General features: G+C 71.7%; 20 protein-coding genes. 13 read left to right on the plus strand and 7 right to left on the minus strand.

Annotation, left to right across the window (positions count from 1 at the left end; translation table 11 throughout):
* Positions 1–58: 58 nt before the first annotated feature.
* The 3 genes from sepH to ACH4ZA_RS22170 form a co-directional block, all read right to left on the minus strand.
* On the minus strand, positions 59–1,099 hold the full coding sequence (sepH, locus tag ACH4ZA_RS22160) for a septation protein SepH (protein ID WP_319280687.1): 1,041 nt from the start codon (positions 1,097–1,099) through the stop codon (positions 59–61).
* Between the two features lie 550 nt (positions 1,100–1,649).
* Positions 1,650–2,969, minus strand: a complete 1,320-nt coding sequence (locus ACH4ZA_RS22165; RefSeq protein ID WP_398431076.1) for a D-arabinono-1,4-lactone oxidase — start codon at positions 2,967–2,969, stop codon at positions 1,650–1,652.
* The gene (locus ACH4ZA_RS22170; RefSeq protein ID WP_398431077.1) at positions 2,929–4,170 is read right to left on the minus strand and encodes an MFS transporter; all 1,242 of its coding nucleotides are present in this window, start codon (positions 4,168–4,170) and stop codon (positions 2,929–2,931) included. Before ACH4ZA_RS22170 ends, ACH4ZA_RS22165 begins: the two co-directional genes overlap by 41 nt.
* Positions 4,171–4,402: 232 nt before the next feature.
* Here ACH4ZA_RS22170 and ACH4ZA_RS22175 point away from each other — a divergent pair, with 232 nt between their 5' ends.
* Together ACH4ZA_RS22175 and ACH4ZA_RS22180 are read left to right on the plus strand one after the other, a co-directional pair.
* Positions 4,403–5,530, plus strand: coding sequence for a ferrochelatase (locus tag ACH4ZA_RS22175; RefSeq protein ID WP_398431080.1), 1,128 nt, complete (start codon positions 4,403–4,405; stop codon positions 5,528–5,530).
* 8 nt (positions 5,531–5,538) lie between these two features.
* A complete protein-coding gene (locus ACH4ZA_RS22180) occupies positions 5,539–6,354 on the plus strand; it encodes an inositol monophosphatase family protein (protein ID WP_319280679.1) in 816 nt (271 codons plus the stop codon).
* Positions 6,355–6,425: 71 nt separating this feature from the next.
* On the opposite strand, the gene ACH4ZA_RS22185 is transcribed toward ACH4ZA_RS22180, so the two are convergent.
* Positions 6,426–6,599: a hypothetical protein gene (locus ACH4ZA_RS22185; RefSeq protein WP_173985551.1), complete on the minus strand. Its 174-nt coding sequence runs from the start codon at positions 6,597–6,599 to the stop codon at positions 6,426–6,428.
* A gap of 415 nt (positions 6,600–7,014) precedes the next feature.
* Here ACH4ZA_RS22185 and ACH4ZA_RS22190 point away from each other — a divergent pair, with 415 nt between their 5' ends.
* The 4 genes from ACH4ZA_RS22190 (at position 7,015) to ACH4ZA_RS22205 (ending at position 10,589) form a co-directional block, all read left to right on the plus strand.
* Positions 7,015–7,668, plus strand: coding sequence for a response regulator transcription factor (locus ACH4ZA_RS22190; RefSeq protein WP_007387794.1), 654 nt, complete (start codon positions 7,015–7,017; stop codon positions 7,666–7,668).
* Between the two features lie 5 nt (positions 7,669–7,673).
* Positions 7,674–8,918 (plus strand): sensor histidine kinase, encoded by a 1,245-nt coding sequence (locus tag ACH4ZA_RS22195; protein WP_398431082.1) that lies wholly within the window; start codon positions 7,674–7,676, stop codon positions 8,916–8,918.
* A gap of 395 nt (positions 8,919–9,313) precedes the next feature.
* Positions 9,314–9,610, plus strand: a complete 297-nt coding sequence (locus ACH4ZA_RS22200) for a DUF4193 domain-containing protein (protein WP_003993510.1) — start codon at positions 9,314–9,316, stop codon at positions 9,608–9,610.
* 13 nt (positions 9,611–9,623) lie between these two features.
* Entirely contained in the window at positions 9,624–10,589 is a 966-nt protein-coding gene (locus tag ACH4ZA_RS22205) for a hypothetical protein (RefSeq protein ID WP_319280675.1), read from the plus strand.
* 57 nt (positions 10,590–10,646) lie between these two features.
* Here the strand turns inward: ACH4ZA_RS22205 and ACH4ZA_RS22210 are convergent, their stop codons facing one another.
* Positions 10,647–11,117: a DUF3093 domain-containing protein gene (locus tag ACH4ZA_RS22210; RefSeq protein ID WP_319280673.1), complete on the minus strand. Its 471-nt coding sequence runs from the start codon at positions 11,115–11,117 to the stop codon at positions 10,647–10,649.
* Between the two features lie 122 nt (positions 11,118–11,239).
* Between ACH4ZA_RS22210 and ACH4ZA_RS22215 the strand changes: the two genes are divergently transcribed.
* The 7 genes from ACH4ZA_RS22215 (at position 11,240) to ACH4ZA_RS22245 (ending at position 17,954) form a co-directional block, all read left to right on the plus strand.
* A complete protein-coding gene (locus ACH4ZA_RS22215) occupies positions 11,240–11,824 on the plus strand; it encodes a PaaI family thioesterase (protein ID WP_319280672.1) in 585 nt (194 codons plus the stop codon).
* Positions 11,821–12,372, plus strand: a complete 552-nt coding sequence (gene dut / locus ACH4ZA_RS22220) for a dUTP diphosphatase (protein WP_057575476.1) — start codon at positions 11,821–11,823, stop codon at positions 12,370–12,372. The genes ACH4ZA_RS22215 and dut overlap by 4 nt, the downstream gene beginning before the upstream one ends.
* Before the next feature lies 1 nt (position 12,373).
* Positions 12,374–13,138, plus strand: coding sequence for a DUF3710 domain-containing protein (locus ACH4ZA_RS22225; RefSeq protein ID WP_057575478.1), 765 nt, complete (start codon positions 12,374–12,376; stop codon positions 13,136–13,138).
* 305 nt (positions 13,139–13,443) lie between these two features.
* Positions 13,444–15,993 (plus strand): ATP-binding protein, encoded by a 2,550-nt coding sequence (locus ACH4ZA_RS22230; RefSeq protein WP_319280669.1) that lies wholly within the window; start codon positions 13,444–13,446, stop codon positions 15,991–15,993.
* A complete protein-coding gene (locus ACH4ZA_RS22235; protein ID WP_398431086.1) occupies positions 15,987–16,700 on the plus strand; it encodes a response regulator in 714 nt (237 codons plus the stop codon). The genes ACH4ZA_RS22230 and ACH4ZA_RS22235 overlap by 7 nt, the downstream gene beginning before the upstream one ends.
* 90 nt (positions 16,701–16,790) lie before the next feature.
* Positions 16,791–17,189 (plus strand): OB-fold nucleic acid binding domain-containing protein, encoded by a 399-nt coding sequence (locus tag ACH4ZA_RS22240; RefSeq protein ID WP_306948879.1) that lies wholly within the window; start codon positions 16,791–16,793, stop codon positions 17,187–17,189.
* A gap of 3 nt (positions 17,190–17,192) precedes the next feature.
* On the plus strand, positions 17,193–17,954 hold the full coding sequence (locus ACH4ZA_RS22245) for a DUF3159 domain-containing protein (protein WP_398431087.1): 762 nt from the start codon (positions 17,193–17,195) through the stop codon (positions 17,952–17,954).
* Between the two features lie 126 nt (positions 17,955–18,080).
* On the opposite strand, the gene ACH4ZA_RS22250 is transcribed toward ACH4ZA_RS22245, so the two are convergent.
* Together ACH4ZA_RS22250 and ACH4ZA_RS22255 are read right to left on the minus strand one after the other, a co-directional pair.
* Entirely contained in the window at positions 18,081–18,758 is a 678-nt protein-coding gene (locus tag ACH4ZA_RS22250; protein WP_319280661.1) for a TrkA family potassium uptake protein, read from the minus strand.
* On the minus strand, positions 18,755–19,426 hold the full coding sequence (locus ACH4ZA_RS22255; protein WP_057575491.1) for a TrkA family potassium uptake protein: 672 nt from the start codon (positions 19,424–19,426) through the stop codon (positions 18,755–18,757). Before ACH4ZA_RS22255 ends, ACH4ZA_RS22250 begins: the two co-directional genes overlap by 4 nt.
* Between the last annotated feature and the right edge of the window lie 250 nt (positions 19,427–19,676).

A 19,676-nucleotide genomic window follows, 5' to 3' on the forward strand; every position in this document is an offset into this window, starting at 1 on the left:
GTGCGCGCCGGCCCCGGCGCACCGGCGGACGCCCCGAAGGGCTGGTCCGGAGCCCCGGTCACTCCTGCTTCTTGCGCCGGGTGCCGAACACGATCTCGTCCCAGCTGGGCACCGCGGCCCGGCGGCCCGGACGGACGCCGTCCGCCTCGGCCTGACGGTCGGTGGCGCCGACGAGACGGTCGCGGTGGCTGCCGACGGAACGCGGCATGAGGACGTCCGCGTAGGCGGAACCGGCCGAGGCGGCGGGCGCCGGCGGCTCCTCGACCTCGGGCTCCTGCTCGTCCGGTTCCTCCGTGACGGGGTCCGCCGGGCGCTCCGGGACGACCATGTCGCCACGGAAGCTCGGCACCGCCTCCAACAGGCTGGTCAGCGAGTCGCGTTCCCGCTCGGCGCCCTCCTCGGCCGGCTCGGACGGCGGGGCCGGCAGGCTGGGCCGTTCCCGGTCGAGGGCGCGGTCCAGCGGCCGGTCGCGCGGCAGCCGGGCGATGCGCGGAACGAACGGAAAGCTGGGCTCCGGAGCGGCCAGGTCGTCGGACTCGCCGATCAGGGAACGCGCCTCGTCGTCGACGGCCTGGACGAGCCGCCGGGGCGGGTCGTACGTCCAGCTCGCCGAATGCGGTTCGCCCGCGACCAGGTAGACGAGCAGCACCTCCCAGGTGCCGTCGTCGCGCCGCCACGAGTCCCACTGGACGGTGTCCTTGTCGGCGCCGCGCAGCAGCAGCCGCTCCTGGACCGCCTCGCCGAGCTGGGGTCCGGCGTTCTCGCCGGGCCGGCGGACCGGAGTCTTCCGGGCTCGCTCGGCCATGAAGGCGCGCTCGGCCAGCACGGGGCCCTCGAAGCGGCGCACACGGTCGACGGGGATGCCGGCCATCTGGGCGACTTCTTCCGCGGTGGCGCCGGCACGTATACGCGCCTGGATGTCGCGGGGGCGGAGATGGCTCTCCACCTCGATCTCGATCTGGCCGAGGCGGGGACGGTCGCCGCGTACGGCGGCGCGCAGACGCTCGTCGATCGGAAGCGTGTACTCCGTGCTGTCCGCAGCCTTCAGCACCAGCCGTGTGCCGTCATTCGAGACGGCCACGACACGCAGTTCGGGCATGGGGACCTCCCGGGTGGTGCCTGCCGACGTCACGTGCGTCGCTGCTTCCGCTAGTCGAGTGTGGCCTGCCCGGGTGCAGCCTGCCACAACCTTGCCGAGTTGCCCGGCGTGTCGGGCACGGGTCCCGCGCCGCCGTTATGGCACGGTTACCTATTCTCCACGCTGAGTCACCGAAGCCGTCACCCTGTGCGACCGGTCCCCGTTCGGGCGGTCCGGCGAGGCCCCGGACATCCTGGCGGGAGACCGGGCCCAGGGCTCGCAACAGTACTCCATTTGGGCCACGTGCGTGGATTGGCGCGCCACCCAACTTCTGGCGCGAGGTGGGACTTGGCCCTTCGTGGCGCGCATTTTACGATCTTGAAAGTGGCGTACCTCACGCAATCGCCCGAATCGGAACTCCCGGTTTCCCCCGTAAGTCCCTTTCCCGTATGGCTGGCGGCACCAGTACGGAAAAGGCAGGCAGCATGCCGGTATGCGCCAAAGGCCGGAAAGCGTCGAGGAGCCCGGACGTGAGGCGCGGAGCGCAGGCCGGGCTCCTCGACGGCGTCCGCTACTCCCCCAGGACCCGGCGCACGTAGTCGTTCTGGAACCGGCGGTCGGGATCGAGCCGGTCCCGCAGTGCCGTGAACTCGCCGAAGCGCGGGTAGACGGAGGCGAAGTACCCGGCGTCCCGCGTGTGGATCTTGCCCCAGTGCGGTCGGCCCTCGTACGCGGTGAAGATGTGCTCGGCTGCGGTGAAGTACTTCGAGTAGGACGTGCCCTTCACCATGTGCACGGCGATGTACGCGCTGTCGCGCCCCGAGGCGGTGGACAGGGTGATGTCGTCCGCCGGCGCGGTGCGCACCTCCACGGGGAAGCTGATGCGCAGACCGGAGCGGTCGACCATCGTCCGCAGCTCGCGCAGCGCCTCGGTCACGGCCTCACGGGGGAGCGCGTACTCCATCTCGAGGAAGCGCACCCGGCGCGGGGACGTGTAGACCTTGTACGGGATGTCCGTGTAGGTGCGCGCGGACAGGGCCTTGCTCGAGACCCGGGCGATGGCCGGGATCGTGGCGGGCGCCGCGCGGCCGACCCACTGGGCGACCTGGAAGACGCCGTTGGAGAGGAGTTCGTCCTCGACGAAGCCGGCGACCTGGCTCACCGGCTTGCGGGGCCCGGCGCTGCGGTTGTTGCGCTTGGTGTTGGTGCTGCCCGTGTGCGGGAACCAGTAGAACTCGAAGTGCTCGTTCTCGGCCCACAGCTCGTCGAAGTCGGCCAGGACCCTGTCGAAGGGCATCGGCTCCTCGCGCGCGGTGAGCAGGAATATCGGCTCCACGGCGAAGGTGATCGCGGTGACGACGCCGAGGGCGCCCAGGCCGATCCGCGCCGCCGCGAAGACGTCCGGATTCTCCTTCTCGGAGCAGGTGAGCACCGAGCCGTCGGCCGTCACCAGCTCGAGGCCCTTGATCTGGGCGGCGATGGAGGCCGACTCGCGCCCCGTGCCGTGGGTGCCGGTACTGGTGGCGCCCGACACCGTCTGCTCCATGATGTCGCCCATGTTGGTGAGCGACAGGCCCTCGCGCGCGAGGGCCAGGTTGAGCCTCTTGAGCGGCGTGCCGGCCTCGACCGTGACGGTCATGTTCTCCCGGTCGACGTCGCGTATGCCGGTCAACAGCTGAGGACGGATCAACACGCCGTCGGTCGCGGCGATCGACGTGAAGGAGTGACCGGTGCCGACCGCCTTCACCTTCAGTCCGTCCTCGGCGGCCCGGCGCACCGCGGCCGCCAGTTCGTCGACGGAGGCGGGTGTGACCTCCCGCGCGGGTCGTGCGACGACGTTGCCGCCCCAGTTACGCCAGACGGCGTTCTTCCCGCTCGCTGTGCTGCTCAACGGTGCCTCCACGACCCGGCGCCGGCCTGCTCAGCCGGCGGTACCCCAGGAAACCGACCGCGACCGCGACGGCCCCGGACACCGCCGGAACCCCGTACCCGGCCCGCGCCCCGGCCGCGTCGATGACCCAGCCGGCGATGGAGGAGCCGAGCGCGACGCCGACCGCGAGCCCGGTGCTGATCCAGGTCATGCCCTCGGTCAATCGCGCGCGTGGTACGTGCTCTTCGATGAGGGACATGGTGGTGATCATCGTGGGAGCGATCGCCAGGCCCGCTACGAACAGCGCCACGGCCAGAAACGGCAAGTTTCCGACCAGTAGGAGGGGGATCATACTCACGGCCATCATGAACACGCCCAGCAGCCAGCGTCGTTCCGCCTGCCCCTTCGGGCGCAGCAGTCCGAACACGAGCCCCGCAAGGCAGGAGCCGGCCGCGTAGAGCGCCAGGACGACGCTGGCGGCGGTCTGGTGGCCCTGCTCGTCGGCGAAGGCGACGGTGACCACGTCGACCGCTCCGAAGATCGCGCCGGTCGCCACGAAGGTGGCCACGAGCACCTGCAGTCCCGGCGAACGCAGCGCCGAGCCCGTGCCGTGCTGCTCGTCGCGCGGGTGCGGAGCGGGCTCGGTGGCCCGCTGGGCGGTCAGCCAGAAGACCCCGACGGCCAGGAAGCAGGCCGCGAGCAGCGGTCCGGCCTCCGGGAACCAGGCCGTGGACAGACCGATGGAGATGATCGGCCCGAAGATGAAGCACACCTCGTCGACCACGGACTCGAAGGAGTACGCGGTGTGCAGCCGCGGGGTGCCCCGGTACAGGGCGGCCCAGCGCGCCCGGATCATCGCGCCGAGACTGGGCACCGTGCCGACGCCGGCGGCGCACACGAACAGCATCCAGTCGGGCCACTCGAAGTGCGCGGCCAGCAACAGCCCGGCCGCGGCGCCGAGGGCGACGAGCGTGGCGGGGCGCAGCACCCTGCGCTGACCGTGGCGGTCCACCAGACGCGAGATCTGCGGTCCGAAGACCGCCGCCGCCAGCGCGATGGTCGCCGACAGCGCGCCCGCGAGTCCGTAGCGCCCCGTGAGCTGCGAGACCATCGTGACCACGCCGATGCCCATCATCGACAGCGGCATCCGGCCGATGAACCCCGCGGCGGAGAAGCTCCTGGAGCCGGGAGCGGCGAACAGGGCGCGGTACGGGCTGGGCACGAGGATCTCCGGGAGGTCCGGTCACGCGCGTGTGCGAGGCCGGCGCGGCGTGAGGGAGGCGGTTCGACGGTGACTCGGCGGGCGTGCCGATCCCGGCGGAACCGGTAAGGCGTGAAGCAGCTCATACGACTGACGAACTTAGGCAACCCTAACGCATCCTGGGGGGCGACCGTGTTCCCGTCCGGCACCCCGCCCCGCCGCGTCCGCCCGAGCCTGGTGGCAGGATCGACCCATGCGAGACGCGCGCGATGCCACCCCCTACGACGCCCTGCTCCTGCTCTCCTTCGGCGGCCCGGAAGGCCCGGACGACGTGGTCCCGTTCCTGGAGAACGTGACGCGCGGGCGCGGCATCCCCAAGGAACGCCTCAAGGAAGTCGGGCAGCACTACTTCCTGTTCGGCGGGGTCAGCCCCATCAACGACCAGAACCGCGCCCTCCTGGACGCCCTGCGCAAGGACTTCGCCGAGCACGGCCTGGACCTGCCGGTCTACTGGGGCAACCGCAACTGGGCCCCGTACCTCACGGACACCCTGCGCGAGATGGCCGCCGACGGCCGCCGGCGCGTCCTCGTCCTCGCCACCAGCGCCTACGCCTCCTACTCCGGCTGCCGCCAGTACCGCGAGAACCTCGCCGACGCGCTGGCCACGCTGGAGGCCGAGGGCCTGCAGCCGCCCCGGGTCGACAAGCTGCGGCACTACTTCAACCACCCCGGTTTCGTGGAGCCCGTGATCGAGGGCGTGCTGCGGTCGCTGGCCGACCTCCCCGAGGAGGTCCGGGACGGCGCGCACATCGCCTTCTCGACCCACTCGATCCCGATCGCCGCAGCCGACGCCTCCGGTCCGGTCGAGGAACACGGCGACGGCGGCGCGTACGTGAAGCAGCACCTGGACACCGCCCGGCTCGTCGCCGACGCCGTCCGCGACCGGACCGGCGTGGACCATCCCTGGCAGCTCGTCTACCAGTCCCGCTCCGGCGCCCCGCACATCCCCTGGCTGGAGCCGGACATCTGCGACCACCTCGAGGAACGGCACGCGGCCGGCGTTCCGGCGGTCGTGATGGCCCCCATCGGCTTCGTCTCCGACCACATGGAGGTCCTCTACGACCTCGACACGGAGGCCACGGCCAAGGCGCGGGAGCTCGGCCTGCCGGTGCGCCGCTCGGCCACCGTGGGCGCCGACCCGCGCTTCGCCGCCGCCGTCCGCGAACTGGTCCTGGAACGCGCCGCGACGGAGAACGGCCTGGACGTCACCCCCTGCGCCCTGGGCGCGCTGGGGGCGAGCCACGACCTGTGCCCGGTGGGCTGCTGCCCCGCCCGCGCCCCCAAGCCCGCCGCCGCGGGCGCCGACAGCCCCTACGCGTGAGGAACGGCGTGACCGACCCCTTGCACACGGAACTGCTCCGACTCGCCGAGGAGGCGGCCCGCCGCGCGGGCGAGCTGCTGCGCGACGGCAGGCCGGCCGACCTCGCGGTCGCCGCCACCAAGTCGAGCCCGATCGACGTCGTCACCGAGATGGACATCGCGGCCGAGAAACTGATCACCGGTCTGATCGCCGAACGCCGCCCCGACGACGGCTTCCTCGGCGAGGAGGGCGCCGCGAGCGCGGGCAGCAGTGGCGTCCGGTGGGTGATCGACCCTCTCGACGGCACCGTGAACTACCTGTACGGCCTCCCCACCTGGGCCGTCTCGATCGCGGCCGAACAGGACGGCGAGACCGTCGCCGGTGTCGTCGCGATTCCCCTGCGCGGCGAGACGTACCGCGCGGTGCGCGGCGGCGGAGCCTGGGTGACCGATGCCCGGGAGGGCGAGCGGGCGCTGTCCTGCCGGCCCGCGGCGCCGCTGGAGCAGGCGCTCGTCTCCACCGGCTTCAACTACGTCACCGAGGTCCGCACCCACCAGGCCGACGTCGCGCAGCGGCTGATCCCGCTGCTGCGGGACATCCGCCGCGGCGGCTCGGCGGCCGTGGACCTGTGCGACGTGGCCGCGGGCCGCCTCGACGGCTACTACGAACGCGGCCTGCACCCCTGGGACCTGGCCGCGGGCGACCTGATCGCCCGGGAGGCGGGCGCGCTGACCGGCGGACGGCCCGGAGAGCGCCCCGGACGTGACCTGGCGATCGCGGCCGCCCCCGGCGTCTTCGAGCCCCTGCAGCGCCTGCTGGAGGACTTCGGAGCCTGGCACGACTGATCCACGCGCGAGCAGGCGGAGGGGCCCCGGCGCTGGATTCGCCGGGGCCCCTCCGTCGTGCTGCGAACTGCTCAGACGCTCGTCGCGCCGACCTCCACACCGTGGTCGGCGGCGAGGCGGCGCAGGTCGTCGAGCTCGCCCTGCTCCACCTCGGCGAGGAACTCGTCGCCCTCGTCGCGAGCCCGCGTCAGGTCGGACTCGGTCGCCCTTATGCGCTGCAGAAGTCCTGCGGTGAATGCGTCCATGCTGCGCCCCCTCGTCCTGGGTCGTGGGTCGTTGGCACGGGGGTGTGCCGGGTTGGGAAGGGGTGCGATCACGTCTCACAGGCGCCCAGCGCAGTCCCGCCGGGCGGCGACGGTGCCGGACACCCACGCCCGCTCTGCGGAAGCGGAACGCGCAGTGCCGCATGGTGCTACGGCACATGCAGAGCGTGATCGCGGGGTGTAAAGCCGTCCTCCCCCCACGCCCTTCCACGGAAACCTCAACCCGACGAGAAAATCTCGCATTCCCGGGCCTCACACCCGCTCTTCATCTGGCGCTCACCGCCTTACCGCCGACTTATGGCCGAAAAGGGCAGGATGGAAGCCACACTCACCGGAAACCCCCGCCCGCATGCGCCCGAAGGGCGCTACGCGGGTGGACACAGGAAGGACAAGCGACGTGCGCGTACTCGTCGTCGAGGACGAGCAACTGCTCGCCGATGCGGTGGCCACCGGACTGCGCCGGGAGGCCATGGCCGTCGACGTCGTGTACGACGGTGCGGCCGCCCTGGAGCGCATCGGCGTCAACGACTACGACGTGGTCGTCCTCGACCGGGACCTGCCCCTCGTGCACGGCGACGACGTCTGCCGCAGGATCGTCGAACTCGGCATGCCCACGCGCGTGCTCATGCTCACGGCCTCCGGCGACGTCAGCGACCGCGTCGAGGGACTGGAGATCGGCGCCGACGACTACCTTCCCAAGCCCTTCGCCTTCAGCGAGCTGATCGCGCGCGTGCGCGCCCTCGGCCGCCGCACCAGCGTGCCGCTGCCGCCCGTCCTGGAGCGGGCCGGCATCAAGCTCGACCCCAACCGCCGCGAGGTCTTCCGCGACGGCAAGGAGGTCCAGCTCGCGCCCAAGGAGTTCGCCGTGCTCGAGGTGCTGATGCGCAGCGAGGGGGCGGTGGTGTCCGCGGAGCAGCTGCTCGAGAAGGCGTGGGACGAGAACACCGACCCGTTCACCAACGTCGTGCGCGTGACCGTCATGACGCTGCGCCGCAAGCTGGGCGAACCTCCGGTGATCGTCACGGTCCCCGGTTCGGGTTACCGGATCTGACCGCCGTGGCATCGACACCCACGCCTCCGCAGGCGCCCCCCAAGCCCACCTGGGACCCCCGCAGCCCGCAGCTGCCCTTCCCCTGGCTCCGCCCGACCATCCGCATACGGCTGACCCTGCTGTACGGCGGCATGTTCCTGATCGCCGGCATCATGCTGCTGTCGATCATCTACCTGCTGGCGGCGCAGGCCCTGCACACCGGCAACCAGCCGTTGTTCAAGATCATCGACGTCGGGGACCTGAAGGTCTCCAGCACCGACTGTCCCGGGCTCGCGAGCGGCCAGACACTGGGCGAGTTCAACGACGCGATCAGCCAGTGCATGAACCACCAGCGCCAGGCGGCTCTGGACAACCTCCTCAGCCGCTCCCTGCTGGCCCTCCTGGGTCTCGCGGTGATCGCCTTCGCCTTCGGCTACGCCATGGCGGGCAGGGTGCTGTCCCCGCTCGGCCGGATCACCCGCACCGCGCGCGCGGTGGCGGGCTCAGACCTGTCCCGACGCATCGAGCTGGACGGACCGGACGACGAGCTGAAGGAGCTGGCCGACACCTTCGACGACATGCTGGAGCGGCTGCAGCGCGCGTTCACCGCCCAGCAGCGCTTCGTCGGCAACGCCTCGCACGAGTTGCGCACGCCGCTCGCGATCAACCGCACCCTGCTGGAGGTGCACCTCTCCGACCCGGGAGCGCCGCCGGAACTGCAGCAGCTGGGCAAGACGCTGCTGGCCACCAACGAACGCAGCGAACAGCTGGTCGAGGGGCTGCTGCTGCTCGCCCGCAGCGACAACCAGATCATCGAGCGCAAACCCGTCGACCTGGCCGAGGTGGCCGAGCAGGCCGTCGACCAGGTGCACGGGGAGGCGGCGGCCAAGGGCGTGCTGATCCGCGGGGAGCAGAAGCCCGCGGTCGTCCAGGGCAACGGCGTCCTGCTGGAGCGGATCGCCCTGAACCTGGTCCAGAACGCGGTGCGGTACAACGTTCCCGAGGGCGGCTGGGTCGAGGTGACCACCGAGATCCAGCACGGTCAGGCGGTGCTCGTCGTGTCGAACACCGGGCCGGTCGTGCCGGCGTACGAGATCGACAACCTGTTCGAGCCCTTCCGCCGGTTGCGCACCGAACGGACGGGTAGCGACAAGGGGGTCGGCCTCGGTCTGTCCATCGTGCGGTCCGTCGCAAGGGCGCACGGCGGACACATCGCGGCTGAGCCTCGCGAGGGGGGAGGGCTTGTGATGCGGGTCACCTTGCCCGTCTGAGATCATGTCGCGACACACACGGGCTTGTTCGCTTTGCGCGGAATTTTCCGGGGCTCCGTCGGGCTTTCCTGTGTGTGATCGATCACAAGGGCGAATTTCCGGCCATCTACTCTCCGTGATCATGAATGCTGTCATAACGCCCGGAAAATCCGGGTTTTCGGGGGTACTGATCACGGGAAGTACACGGTGAGACGCCTTTGAAGTGCGGCATTCGGACCGTGTACGGTCCCGATCGCCATCCCAGCCGATCACTCGTGAGGAGTTCGGTTGGGTGTCGATTGAGTAACAGACCTTGATGTGAGGCAAAATCTCCGCCTCGAGGCGGGCACAAGTCCGGCCTCTCACGCGTTACGTGCGCTGGAGACACCGCAGACACCCAGAGGGGGAGAGGCGACATGGCCACCGATTACGACACCCCACGCAAGACCGATGACGACGTCGATTCAGACAGCCTTGAAGAGCTGAAGGCACGGCGGAACGACAAGTCCGCCTCGGCGGTCGACGTCGACGAGTTCGAGGCGGCGGAGGGCCTTGAGCTGCCCGGCGCGGACCTCTCGAACGAGGAGCTGGCCGTCCGGGTGCTGCCCAAGCAGCAGGACGAGTTCACCTGCATGAGCTGCTTCCTGGTGCACCACCGCAGCCAGCTGGCCCGCGAGAAGAACGGCCAGCCGATCTGCCGCGACTGCGACTGAGGGCGGGTCGGCCGTGACTGGCTCGACCCCTCCTCGGAAGCGCCGCTTCCCCTTGCGGGGATCGGACAAGGGGCCCACGGAGGGCCCCCACGGCGTGCGTGACGACGAGCGAGGCTCATCCGGTACGGGAGCGATCCCGGCGGGATCGGCCTCGCTCGAACGTGCGAGTGAACGGGCTGACCTCCCGGCGCCGACGCAGAACACCGCCCCCGTCGCCACGCGACGGGCGGCGGTCATCCGGGAGAAGGCCGCAGGCCTGGCCCGGGAAGGCCTCCGCAAGGGCGGGAGCCACGCCAGGGCGGGCCTGGCGCATCTCGCCGACCGGATCATCGACATCGCCCCCCGGGTCCCCGTACGGGACCTGCGGACGCTTCGTGCGCAGTTCCCCGGGCTCGGGCCCGAGCAGCTCGCCGACAAGCTCGTGTCGGGCGCGGCCAACGCCACGTCCACCGTCGGGGCCGGCATCGGCGCCGCGGCCATGCTGCCGGTGCCGCCGGCGATGCCGACCGAACTGGCCGCGGAGATCACCGGGGTCGCCGCGATCGAGCTGAAGCTGATCGCCGAACTCCACGAGGTCTACGGCCTGCGGCCGCCGGGCGGTCTCAAGGACCGCAGTGCCGCCTATCTGCGCTCCTGGTCGGGCGAACGCGGGATCGACGTCATGAAGCCGTCCACGGTCAACGCGGCCCTCGGCGGCCAGATGAAGCGCGAACTCCGTCAGCAGATCATGAAGCGCATGGTCCGTAACCTGCCGAATCTGATGCCGTTCATGGTGGGCGCCGCCGTCGGCGCGCTCATGAACCGACGGGACACCAGAAGGCTGGCCGCGAAGATCCGGGCCGACCTGCGCAAGGCGCAGGTCCCGTGGGACGCGCTGCGGGAACTGCCGGCGCTCGAGGAGCCCGCGGAACCGCTGGCCATCGGCGAGATCACCCACGACCCGCTGAACCCCGAGAACCCGGGCCACCCCGGACGCTGAAGGCCCTTCTGAAGGCCTGCCGAGGCCCTCTGGAGCCCCGGTGACCTCCCGGGTGGGCTACGCCTGCGCCGCGGCCGCGCGCGCCGCCTCGAGGGCCTGCGCCAGCCGCTCCGGTTCCCGCGTCGACAGGTACAGGTACGGCGTCGGGTCCTGGGGGTCGGTGACCTCCACCTTCAGCGCGGTGGGGATGTAGGAGCGCAGCAGCAGGAAGGCCCGGGTGTCCGCCTTGTACGTGCGCCACGCGCGCGCCTCCTCCGGGTCCAGGACCTCCGCGTCGCCGAGGGCCGTGACCGGGATCTTCGCCTCGCCCGCGATCAGCGAGTCGCCCACCACGCGGATGCGCGGGGACCCGTAGGAGCTGGCCACGACGGCCGCGGCCGCGGTGCCGCCGACCAGACCGCCGAGCAGCGGCAGGGTGCCGAACGGCAGCAGGATCAGGGCCATGGAGACGCCCACGAGGAACGAGACGAACCACCACGAGCGGGGGGCGGTGAGGCGTTCTTCGTACGGGGCGGCGGAGAGCTGCATGGAGTCAAGCTTGGCACGGTCCCCGGTTCCGGCCCGGGGCAGGGTGGCGGCGCACAGCGCTGCCGGGCAGGAGGGCGGCGGGCGTCGGACAGGCGTCGTACGGGCGGGTAAGGTCTGCGGCTGTGAGTGGTACTTCCGCAGCTCTTGAGCCTCCGGCCGGGGCCCAGAAACCCGTCCGGCACCCCGACGCCCCCGCGCCCGGCGAACTGCTCGGCGCCCACTACGAACACTGTTTCGGATGTGGCGACGGGCAGGCCCACGGTCTGCATCTGCAGGCGCGGGCCGGCGAGGGCGTGACCGTCACCGCCGAGTTCACCGTGCAGCCGGCCCACCAGGGCGCTCCGGGGCTCGCGCACGGGGGAGTCCTGGCGTCCGCCCTGGACGAGACCCTCGGCTCGCTGAACTGGCTGCTGCGGACGATCGCCGTCACCGGGCGGCTGGAGACCGACTTCGTCCGGCCGGTGCCCGTCGGCACCACGCTCCATCTGGAGGCCGAGGTGACCGCGGTGGCCCGGCGCAAGATCTACTCGACCGCGACCGGGCGGATCGGCGGCCCCGACGGGCCCGTCGCCGTTCGCGCCGACGCCCTCTTCATCGAGGTCCGCGTCGAGCACTTCGTGGACCACGGGCGAGCGGAGGAGATCCAGGCCGCCATGAGCGACCCGGACCAGGTGCGTCGCGCCCGCGCCTTCGAGGTGAACCCGTGAGCCGGGGTCCCCTGGACGTCCTGATCCGCCGCGTCGACCCGGACGTACCGCTTCCGGCGTACGAGCACCCCGGCGACGCGGGAGCCGATCTGCGCACCACGGAGAGCCGCGAACTGGCGCCGGGGGAGCGGGCCGTCCTGCCCACAGGGGTGTCGGTCGCCCTGCCGGAGGGGTACGCGGCCTTCGTGCACCCGCGGTCGGGCCTCGCCGCCCGGTGCGGCGTCGCCCTCGTGAATGCCCCGGGGACGGTTGATGCCGGGTACCGTGGGGAGATCAAGGTGATCGTGGTGAATCTCGACCCGCGCGAGTCCGTGCGGTTCGAGCGCTTCGACCGGATTGCCCAACTGGTCGTCCAGCAGGTCGAGAGGGTCCGCTTCCAGGAGGTCGCGGAGCTTCCCGGGTCGGCGCGGGCCGCAGGGGGCTTCGGGTCCACCGGCGGGCATGCCGCCGTGGGCGGCGCAAGCGGTACAAGCGGTCAGGCCGCCGACGGCGGCGCGACGGGTGGGAATCGATACGCTTCGGTCGTATCCGACCGGGAAGGACAGTGACGTGTTCGGACGTCGCAACAAGAAGGGTGCCGCCGAGGACGCGGCCGGCGAGGCCGAGCAGGTCGTCGACAGTGTCGACGCTGAGGCGGACGACGTGGAGGGCGCGCGCGAGCGCGTGCGGCTCGAGCCGGAGCCGCGGCCCGACGGGCCGTGGGACGACTCGGAGGTGCGCGATCCCGCCGAGGGGCGCGTGGACCTCGGTGGGCTCTTCGTGCCCGGGGTCGACGGCATGGAGCTGCGGGTCGAGGTCGCCGGCGACGCGATCGTCGCCGCGACGGTCGTGCTGCGGGACAGCGCCATCCAGCTGCAGGCCTTCGCCGCTCCCAAGCGCGAGGGCATCTGGGGCGAGGTGCGCGAGGAGATCGGCTCCGGCATCACCCAGCAGGGCGGCATCGTCGACGAGGTCGAAGGACCGCTGGGCTGGGAGCTGCGGGCCCAGGTGCCGGTGCAGCTGCCGGACGGCACGGGCGGCTTCCATGTCGTGCGCTTCGTCGGCGTGGACGGTCCCCGCTGGTTCCTGCGCGGGGTGATCTCGGGCCAGGGCGCGGTGCAGCCGCAGGCGGCGGGTCTGCTCGAGCAGATCTTCCGGGACACGGTCGTGGTGCGCGGCGAGGGGCCGATGGCGCCGCGCGACCCGATCGTCCTGAAGCTGCCGAACGACGCGCAGATGGTGCCCGAGGGCGTGCAGCAGCAGGACGAGAGCTCCCGCTTCTCCGGGGGCATGGGCCAGCTGCAGCGCGGACCGGAGATCACCGAGGTCCGGTAGTCCGGCGACGGGCCCGACGACGGCTGACAGGGCCGCACCCTCACGGGGGTGTGGCCCTTCGCCGTGCCCGCCGGGGGCGCGGCCCCGGCGCTCCGCCGCCCTCGCCGCGGGGCCCGCGACGGCGAGGGTGCGTGAACCGATCCGGGGGGCCCGTCCGATGAAGGGGCGAGGGCCGCCCGCGGTCGCCGGTTCGCGTCAGGGTTGCGTCAACGGCGTCCCTCGCCTGTCGGATCATCCTATTTGTCGGGACCGTTGGCCGTAAGGTCGACGCTGCACCAGCAGTTTCAGCGGGAGACAGTGAGGCCATGGCACGCGGCAAGCTTCGGATCTACCTCGGTGCGGCACCGGGCGTCGGCAAGACGTACGCCATGCTGTCCGAAGCGCACCGGCGGCAGGAGCGCGGCACGGACTGCGTGGCGGCGTACGTCGAGCACCACGGCCGGCAGCGCACCGAGGTGCTGCTGCACGGCCTGGAGCAGATCGAGCGCCGGGAACTGGAGTACCGCGGCGGCTCCTTCCCGGAGATGGACGTGGACGCGGTCCTCGCCCGCGCCCCGCAGGTCGCCCTGGTGGACGAACTCGCCCACACGAACATCCCGGGCTCGCGCAACGTCAAGCGCTGGCAGGACGTGGAGGAGCTGCTGGGGGCCGGCGTCGACGTCGTCTCCACGGTGAACATCCAGCACCTGGAGTCCCTCGGTGACGTCGTGGAGTCGATCACGGGCGTCCGGCAGCAGGAGACGGTGCCCGACGAGTTCGTGCGGCGCGCCGACGAGATCGAGCTCGTGGACATGTCGCCGCAGGCGCTGCGCCGGCGGATGGCCCACGGCAACGTCTACCGGCCGGACAAGGTCGACGCGGCGCTGTCCAACTACTTCCGGCCCGGCAACCTCACCGCCCTGCGGGAGCTGGCCCTGCTGTGGGTCGCCGACCGGGCCGACGCGTATCTGAAGCAGTACCGTCGCGACCACCGGGTGTCGGCGATCTGGGGCTCGCGCGAGCGGATCGTGGTCGGCCTGACCGGCGGCCCGGAGGGCCGCACCCTCATCCGGAGGGCGGCGCGACTGGCGGAGAAGGGCGCGGGCGGCGAGGTGCTGGCCGTGTACATCGCCCGCAGCGACGGACTGACGTCGGCCTCCCCGAAGGAGCTGGCGCTCCAGCGCACCCTCGTGGAGGACCTCGGCGGCACCTTCCACCACGTGGTGGGCGACGACGTGCCGGCCGCGCTGCTGGACTTCGCCCGCGGCGTCAACGCCACCCAGATCGTGTTGGGCTCCTCCCGCCGCAAGACCTGGCAGTACGTCTTCGGGCCCGGGGTCGGCGCGACGGTCGCCCGGGACTCGGGGACCGACCTCGACGTGCACATCGTCACCCACGAGGAGGTGGCCAGGGGGCGCGGGCTGCCGGTGGCCCGGGGCGCCAGGCTCGGGCGGACCCGGATCGCCTGGGGCTGGTTCACCGGCGTGGCGGGACCGGTGCTCGCGGCGCTGCTGCTGAACGCGGTCGACCTCGGCCTGGCCAACGACATGCTGCTGTTCCTGGCGGTGACCGTGGCGGCGGCGCTGCTCGGCGGTCTGCTGCCCGCACTGGCCTCCGCGGCCGTGGGCTCGCTCCTGCTGAACTACTTCTACACACCGCCCCTGCACCGGTGGACGATCGCCGACCCGAAGAACATCGTCGCCATCGTGGTCTTCGTCGGGGTCGCGGTGTCGGTGGCCTCCGTGGTGGATCTGGCGGCCCGGCGCACCCACCAGGCGGCCCGGCTGCGGGCCGAGTCCGAGATCCTCTCCTACCTCGCGGGCAACGTGCTGCGCGGCGAGACCGGACTGGAGGAGCTGCTGGAGCGGGTGCGTGAGACGTTCGCGATGGAGTCCGCGGCACTGCTGGAGCGGGCGGACGACCGCGCGCCGTGGACCCGCGCGGGCCACGTCGGCGCGGGCAGACCGGTCGATCGGCCCGAGGAGGCCGATGTGGACGTGCCCGTCGGCGACCACCTGGCGCTCGCGCTCACCGGGCGGGTGCTGCCCGCGGAGGACCGGCGGGTGCTCGCCGCGTTCGCCGCGCAGGCGGTCGTCGTGCTGGACCGGCGGCGCCTGCGGGAGGAGGCCGAACGGGCCCGCGCGCTGGCCGAGGGCAACCGCATCCGCACCGCCCTGCTGGCCGCCGTCAGCCATGACCTGCGCACTCCGCTGGCCGGGATCAAGGCGGCGGTCTCCAGCCTCCGCTCCCCGGACGTCGCCTGGTCGCAGGAGGACCGGGCGGAGCTGCTGGCGGGCATCGAGGAGGGCGCGGACCGTCTCGATCACCTGGTGGGCAACCTGCTGGACATGTCGCGCCTGCAGACCGGCACGGTCACGCCGATCATCCGGGAGACCGACCTCGACGAGGTGGTGCCGATGGCGCTCGGCGGGGTGCCGGAGCCGGAGCGGAGCGTGGACCTGGACATCCCGGAGACGCTGCCCATGGTCGCCGTCGACCCGGGCCTGCTGGAGCGGTCGGTCGCCAACCTGGTGGAGAACGCGGTCAAGTACAGCCCGGCAGGCGCGCGCGTGCTGGTCGCCGCCAGTGCGATGTCCGACCGCGTCGAGCTGCGGGTCGTGGACCGAGGGCCGGGCGTCCCCGACGAGGCCAAGGAGCGGATCTTCGCGCCCTTCCAGCGCTACGGCGACGCCCCGCGCGGTGCGGGGGTGGGGCTCGGACTCGCGGTCGCGCGGGGCTTCGCCGAGGCCATGGGCGGCACCCTCGAGGCCGAGGACACCCCCGGCGGCGGCCTCACCATGGTCCTCACCGTCCGCGCGGCCGGCCCGCGCCCCGAGCAGGAACCCGTGCGACCCGAAAGGCGAACCTCATGCTGAGCCAGGCCGGGGGGTCACCCCAGGCATCCACGAGGGTGCTCGTCGTGGACGACGAGCCGCAGATCGTGCGCGCCCTCGTGATCAATCTCAAGGCCCGCGGATACGAGGTCGACGCGGCCCACGACGGCGCCACCGCCCTGCGGATCGCCGCCGCCCGCCACCCCGACGTGGTCGTCCTCGACCTCGGGTTGCCGGATCTGGACGGCGTGGAGGTGATCAAGGGGCTGCGCGGCTGGACCCGGGCGCCGATCCTGGTGCTGTCCGCCCGGCACTCCTCGGACGAGAAGGTCGAGGCGCTCGACGCGGGCGCCGACGACTACGTGACCAAGCCCTTCGGCATGGACGAGCTGCTGGCGAGGCTGCGGGCCGCCGTGCGCCGGGCCGAACCCGCCGGGGGCGAGGACGAAGCCCTGGTGGAGACCGACGGGTTCACCGTCGACCTGGTCGCCAAGAAGGTCAACCGGGCCGGGAAGGACGTCCGGTTGACGCCCACGGAGTGGCATCTGCTGGAGGTGCTGGTGCGCAACACCGGCCGCCTGGTAAGCCAGCGGCAGCTGCTGCAGGAGGTGTGGGGCCCGTCGTACGGGACGGAGACCAACTATCTGCGGGTGTACATGGCGCAGCTCAGACGCAAGCTCGAGGCGGATCCCTCGCACCCCCGCCACTTCCACACGGAACCCGGGATGGGCTACCGCTTCGAGCGCTGATCCGGGCCGGGCGGAGGGCGCGGCGGCGTCGGGGGCCGGGGGTACGGCCGCGGCTACGGCTCGGAGGGGGCGTCCCGGTACGCTTCAGACATGAGCGCTGTCCCTCGTTCCGAAAAGCCGGTGGGCCGGTTCCGGCGCATGCTCGACCGGCTCTCCTCGTCGCAGGAGGACCTGGAGTCCGAGGAGCTGCGCGAGGACACCGAGACGGCCGGCTGCACACGGATAGGCGACTGCCAGGACCGGCAGATCGTCACGGTTACTGGTACCTTGCGCACGGTCACCCTGCGGCCGCGCGCCGGAGTCCCGGCCCTCGAGGCCGAGCTGTTCGACGGCAGCGCCGCGCTGGACGTCGTGTGGCTGGGCCGGCGCTCCATCGTGGGCATCGAGCCGGGACGCAGGCTCATCGCATCGGGCCGGGTCTCCATGAGCCGGGGCCGCCGGGTGCTGTTCAACCCCAAGTACGAACTGAGACCCCTGGGTAGGGAGTAGCCGGTGACGTCGCTCGACAAGCCGACCGAAGACACGACCGTGGAGCAGCCGACCGCGGAGGACACCGCCGCGGCCGACGCCCGGGCGGTGACGGAGGCCGCGCTGTTCGAGGCGTTCGGCGGGATCCGCGGCATGGTCGAGACGGTGGTGCCCGGCCTGGTCTTCGTCACGATCTTCACGATCAACAAGAACCTGCACATGTCCGCGATCGCCGCGCTCGCGGTGTCGGTCGTCCTAGTCGTGGTCCGCCTGGCGATGAAGGACACCGTCAAGCACGCGTTCAGCGGCGTCTTCGGCGTCGCCTTCGGCGTCGTCTTCGCGATGATGACCGGCAACGCCAAGGCCTTCTACCTGCCGGGCATGCTCTACACGCTCGGTCTGGCGCTGGCGTACATCATCACGACGCTGTGCGGGGTGCCGCTGATCGGCCTGATCCTCGGCCCGGTCTTCAAGGAGAACCTCTCCTGGCGGACCCGCAATCCCGGGCGCAAGAAGGCCTACGCGAAGGCCAGCTGGGCCTGGGGTCTGATCCTGCTCGCCAAGTGCGCGATCCTCTTCCCGCTGTACTGGTGGGCCGACACCGCTCAGCTCGGCTGGGTGCTGATCGCCCTGAAGATCCCGCCGTTCCTGCTGGCCGTCTGGCTGACCTGGGTGTTCCTCGCGAAGGCGCCCGCGCCGATCGACGTGTTCGCGGAGATGGAGGCGGAGGAGAAGGCCGCTGCCGCCGCGGAGGCCTCCGAGACCGGCGGGCGCCACCGTCGATGACCGCGGTCCCGTGTCGGGGTGCGACCATGGCCGTCCCCGGGGCTGCGCCCCCGGCCCCCCGCTCGAACCGGTGAAGGGCGCCCTGAGATCTCAGGGCGCCCTTCACCGTCGTCACGCTTCACCGGATCAGTCGCCGGTGGTGTCCTTGCGGACCGACAGCAGGTCCTCGAGCTGTTCCTCTCTCGCCTGGGCGGCGACGAAGAGCAGTTCGTCGCCCGCCTCCAGGGAGTCCTCCCGGGTCGGGGTGAGAACCCGGGTGCCGCGGATGATGGTGACCAGCGAGGTGTCCTCCGGCCACTCCACGTCGCCGACCTGGGTCCCGGCCAGGGCCGACTCCTCCGGGAGCGTCAGTTCGACGAGGTTGGCGTCGCCGTGGCTGAAGCGCAGCAGGCGCACCAGGTCGCCGACGCTCACCGCCTCCTCGACCAGAGCCGACATCAGGCGCGGCGTGGACACGGCCACGTCCACGCCCCAGGACTCGTTGAAGAGCCACTCGTTCTTCGGGTTGTTGACCCGGGCCACGACGCGCGGGACGCCGTACTCCGTCTTGGCCAGCAGCGACACGACCAGGTTGACCTTGTCGTCGCCGGTCGCGGCGATGACGACGTTGCAGCGCTGCAGGGCCGCCTCGTCCAGTGAGGTGATCTCGCAGGCGTCGGCCAGCAGCCACTCCGCCTGAGGGACGCGCTCGACCGAGATGGCGGTCGGCGCCTTGTCGACGAGGAGGACCTCGTGGCCGTTCTCCAGCAGTTCACCGGCGATCGAGCGGCCGACGGCGCCGGCTCCGGCAATGGCGACCCTCATCGGTGACCGTCCTCCTTCGGGCCTTCGGCGAACGACGCCTCGACCTTCTCGACCTCGTCGGTGCGCAGCATCACATGCACCAGGTCGCCCTCCTGGAGGACCGTCTGCGAGCTGGGCAGGATCGCCTCGCCGAGCCGGGTCAGGAACGCCACGCGGACGCCCGTCTCCTCCTGCATCGTGCTGATCTTGTGACCGACCCAGGACGCGGCGGCGTGCACCTCGGCCAGCTGGACGCCCCCGGTGGGGTCGCGCCACAGCGGCTCGGCGCCCGACGGCAGCAGCCTGCGCAGCATCTGGTCGGCCGTCCAGCGGACGGTGGCGACGGTGGGGATGCCCAGACGCTGGTAGACCTCCGCGCGGCGCGGGTCGTAGATACGGGCGGCGACGTTCTCGATGCCGAACATCTCGCGGGCCACGCGGGCGGCGATGATGTTCGAGTTGTCGCCGCTGGAGACGGCGGCGAACGCGCCGGCCTCCTCGATGCCCGCCTCGCGCAGCGTGTCCTGGTCGAAGCCGACCCCGGTGACCCGACGGCCGCCGAAACCGGAGCCCAGTCGTCGGAAGGCGGTGGGGTCCTGATCGATCACGGCGACCGTGTGCCCCTGTTGCTCCAGGGTCTGCGCGAGAGCGGAGCCCACTCTGCCGCAGCCCATGATGACGATGTGCACGACCGTCCTTCCGAGGGTCAAGAAGTAAAGAAGTCCATAAATTTCTCGCCTGGCTGGGAACAGGGTCTCAGACCGCCGCCCAAGCTACACAGGCACGGTCGTCACAGGGCACCCCCGTGCACCGTCCGCGGCGCGCCGGGGGAGGGCGGTTCAGCGTCGGCTGATGCTCCACAGACTCAGGAAGGTAAGAACTCCCAGGCCTGCCAAGGTTCCTACGGCGCCGATGAGCTCCGCGGTCGTGTGCATGGAC

The organism is Streptomyces sp. NPDC020597 (genome assembly GCF_044335095.1).
GTDB lineage: Bacteria > Actinomycetota > Actinomycetes > Streptomycetales > Streptomycetaceae > Streptomyces.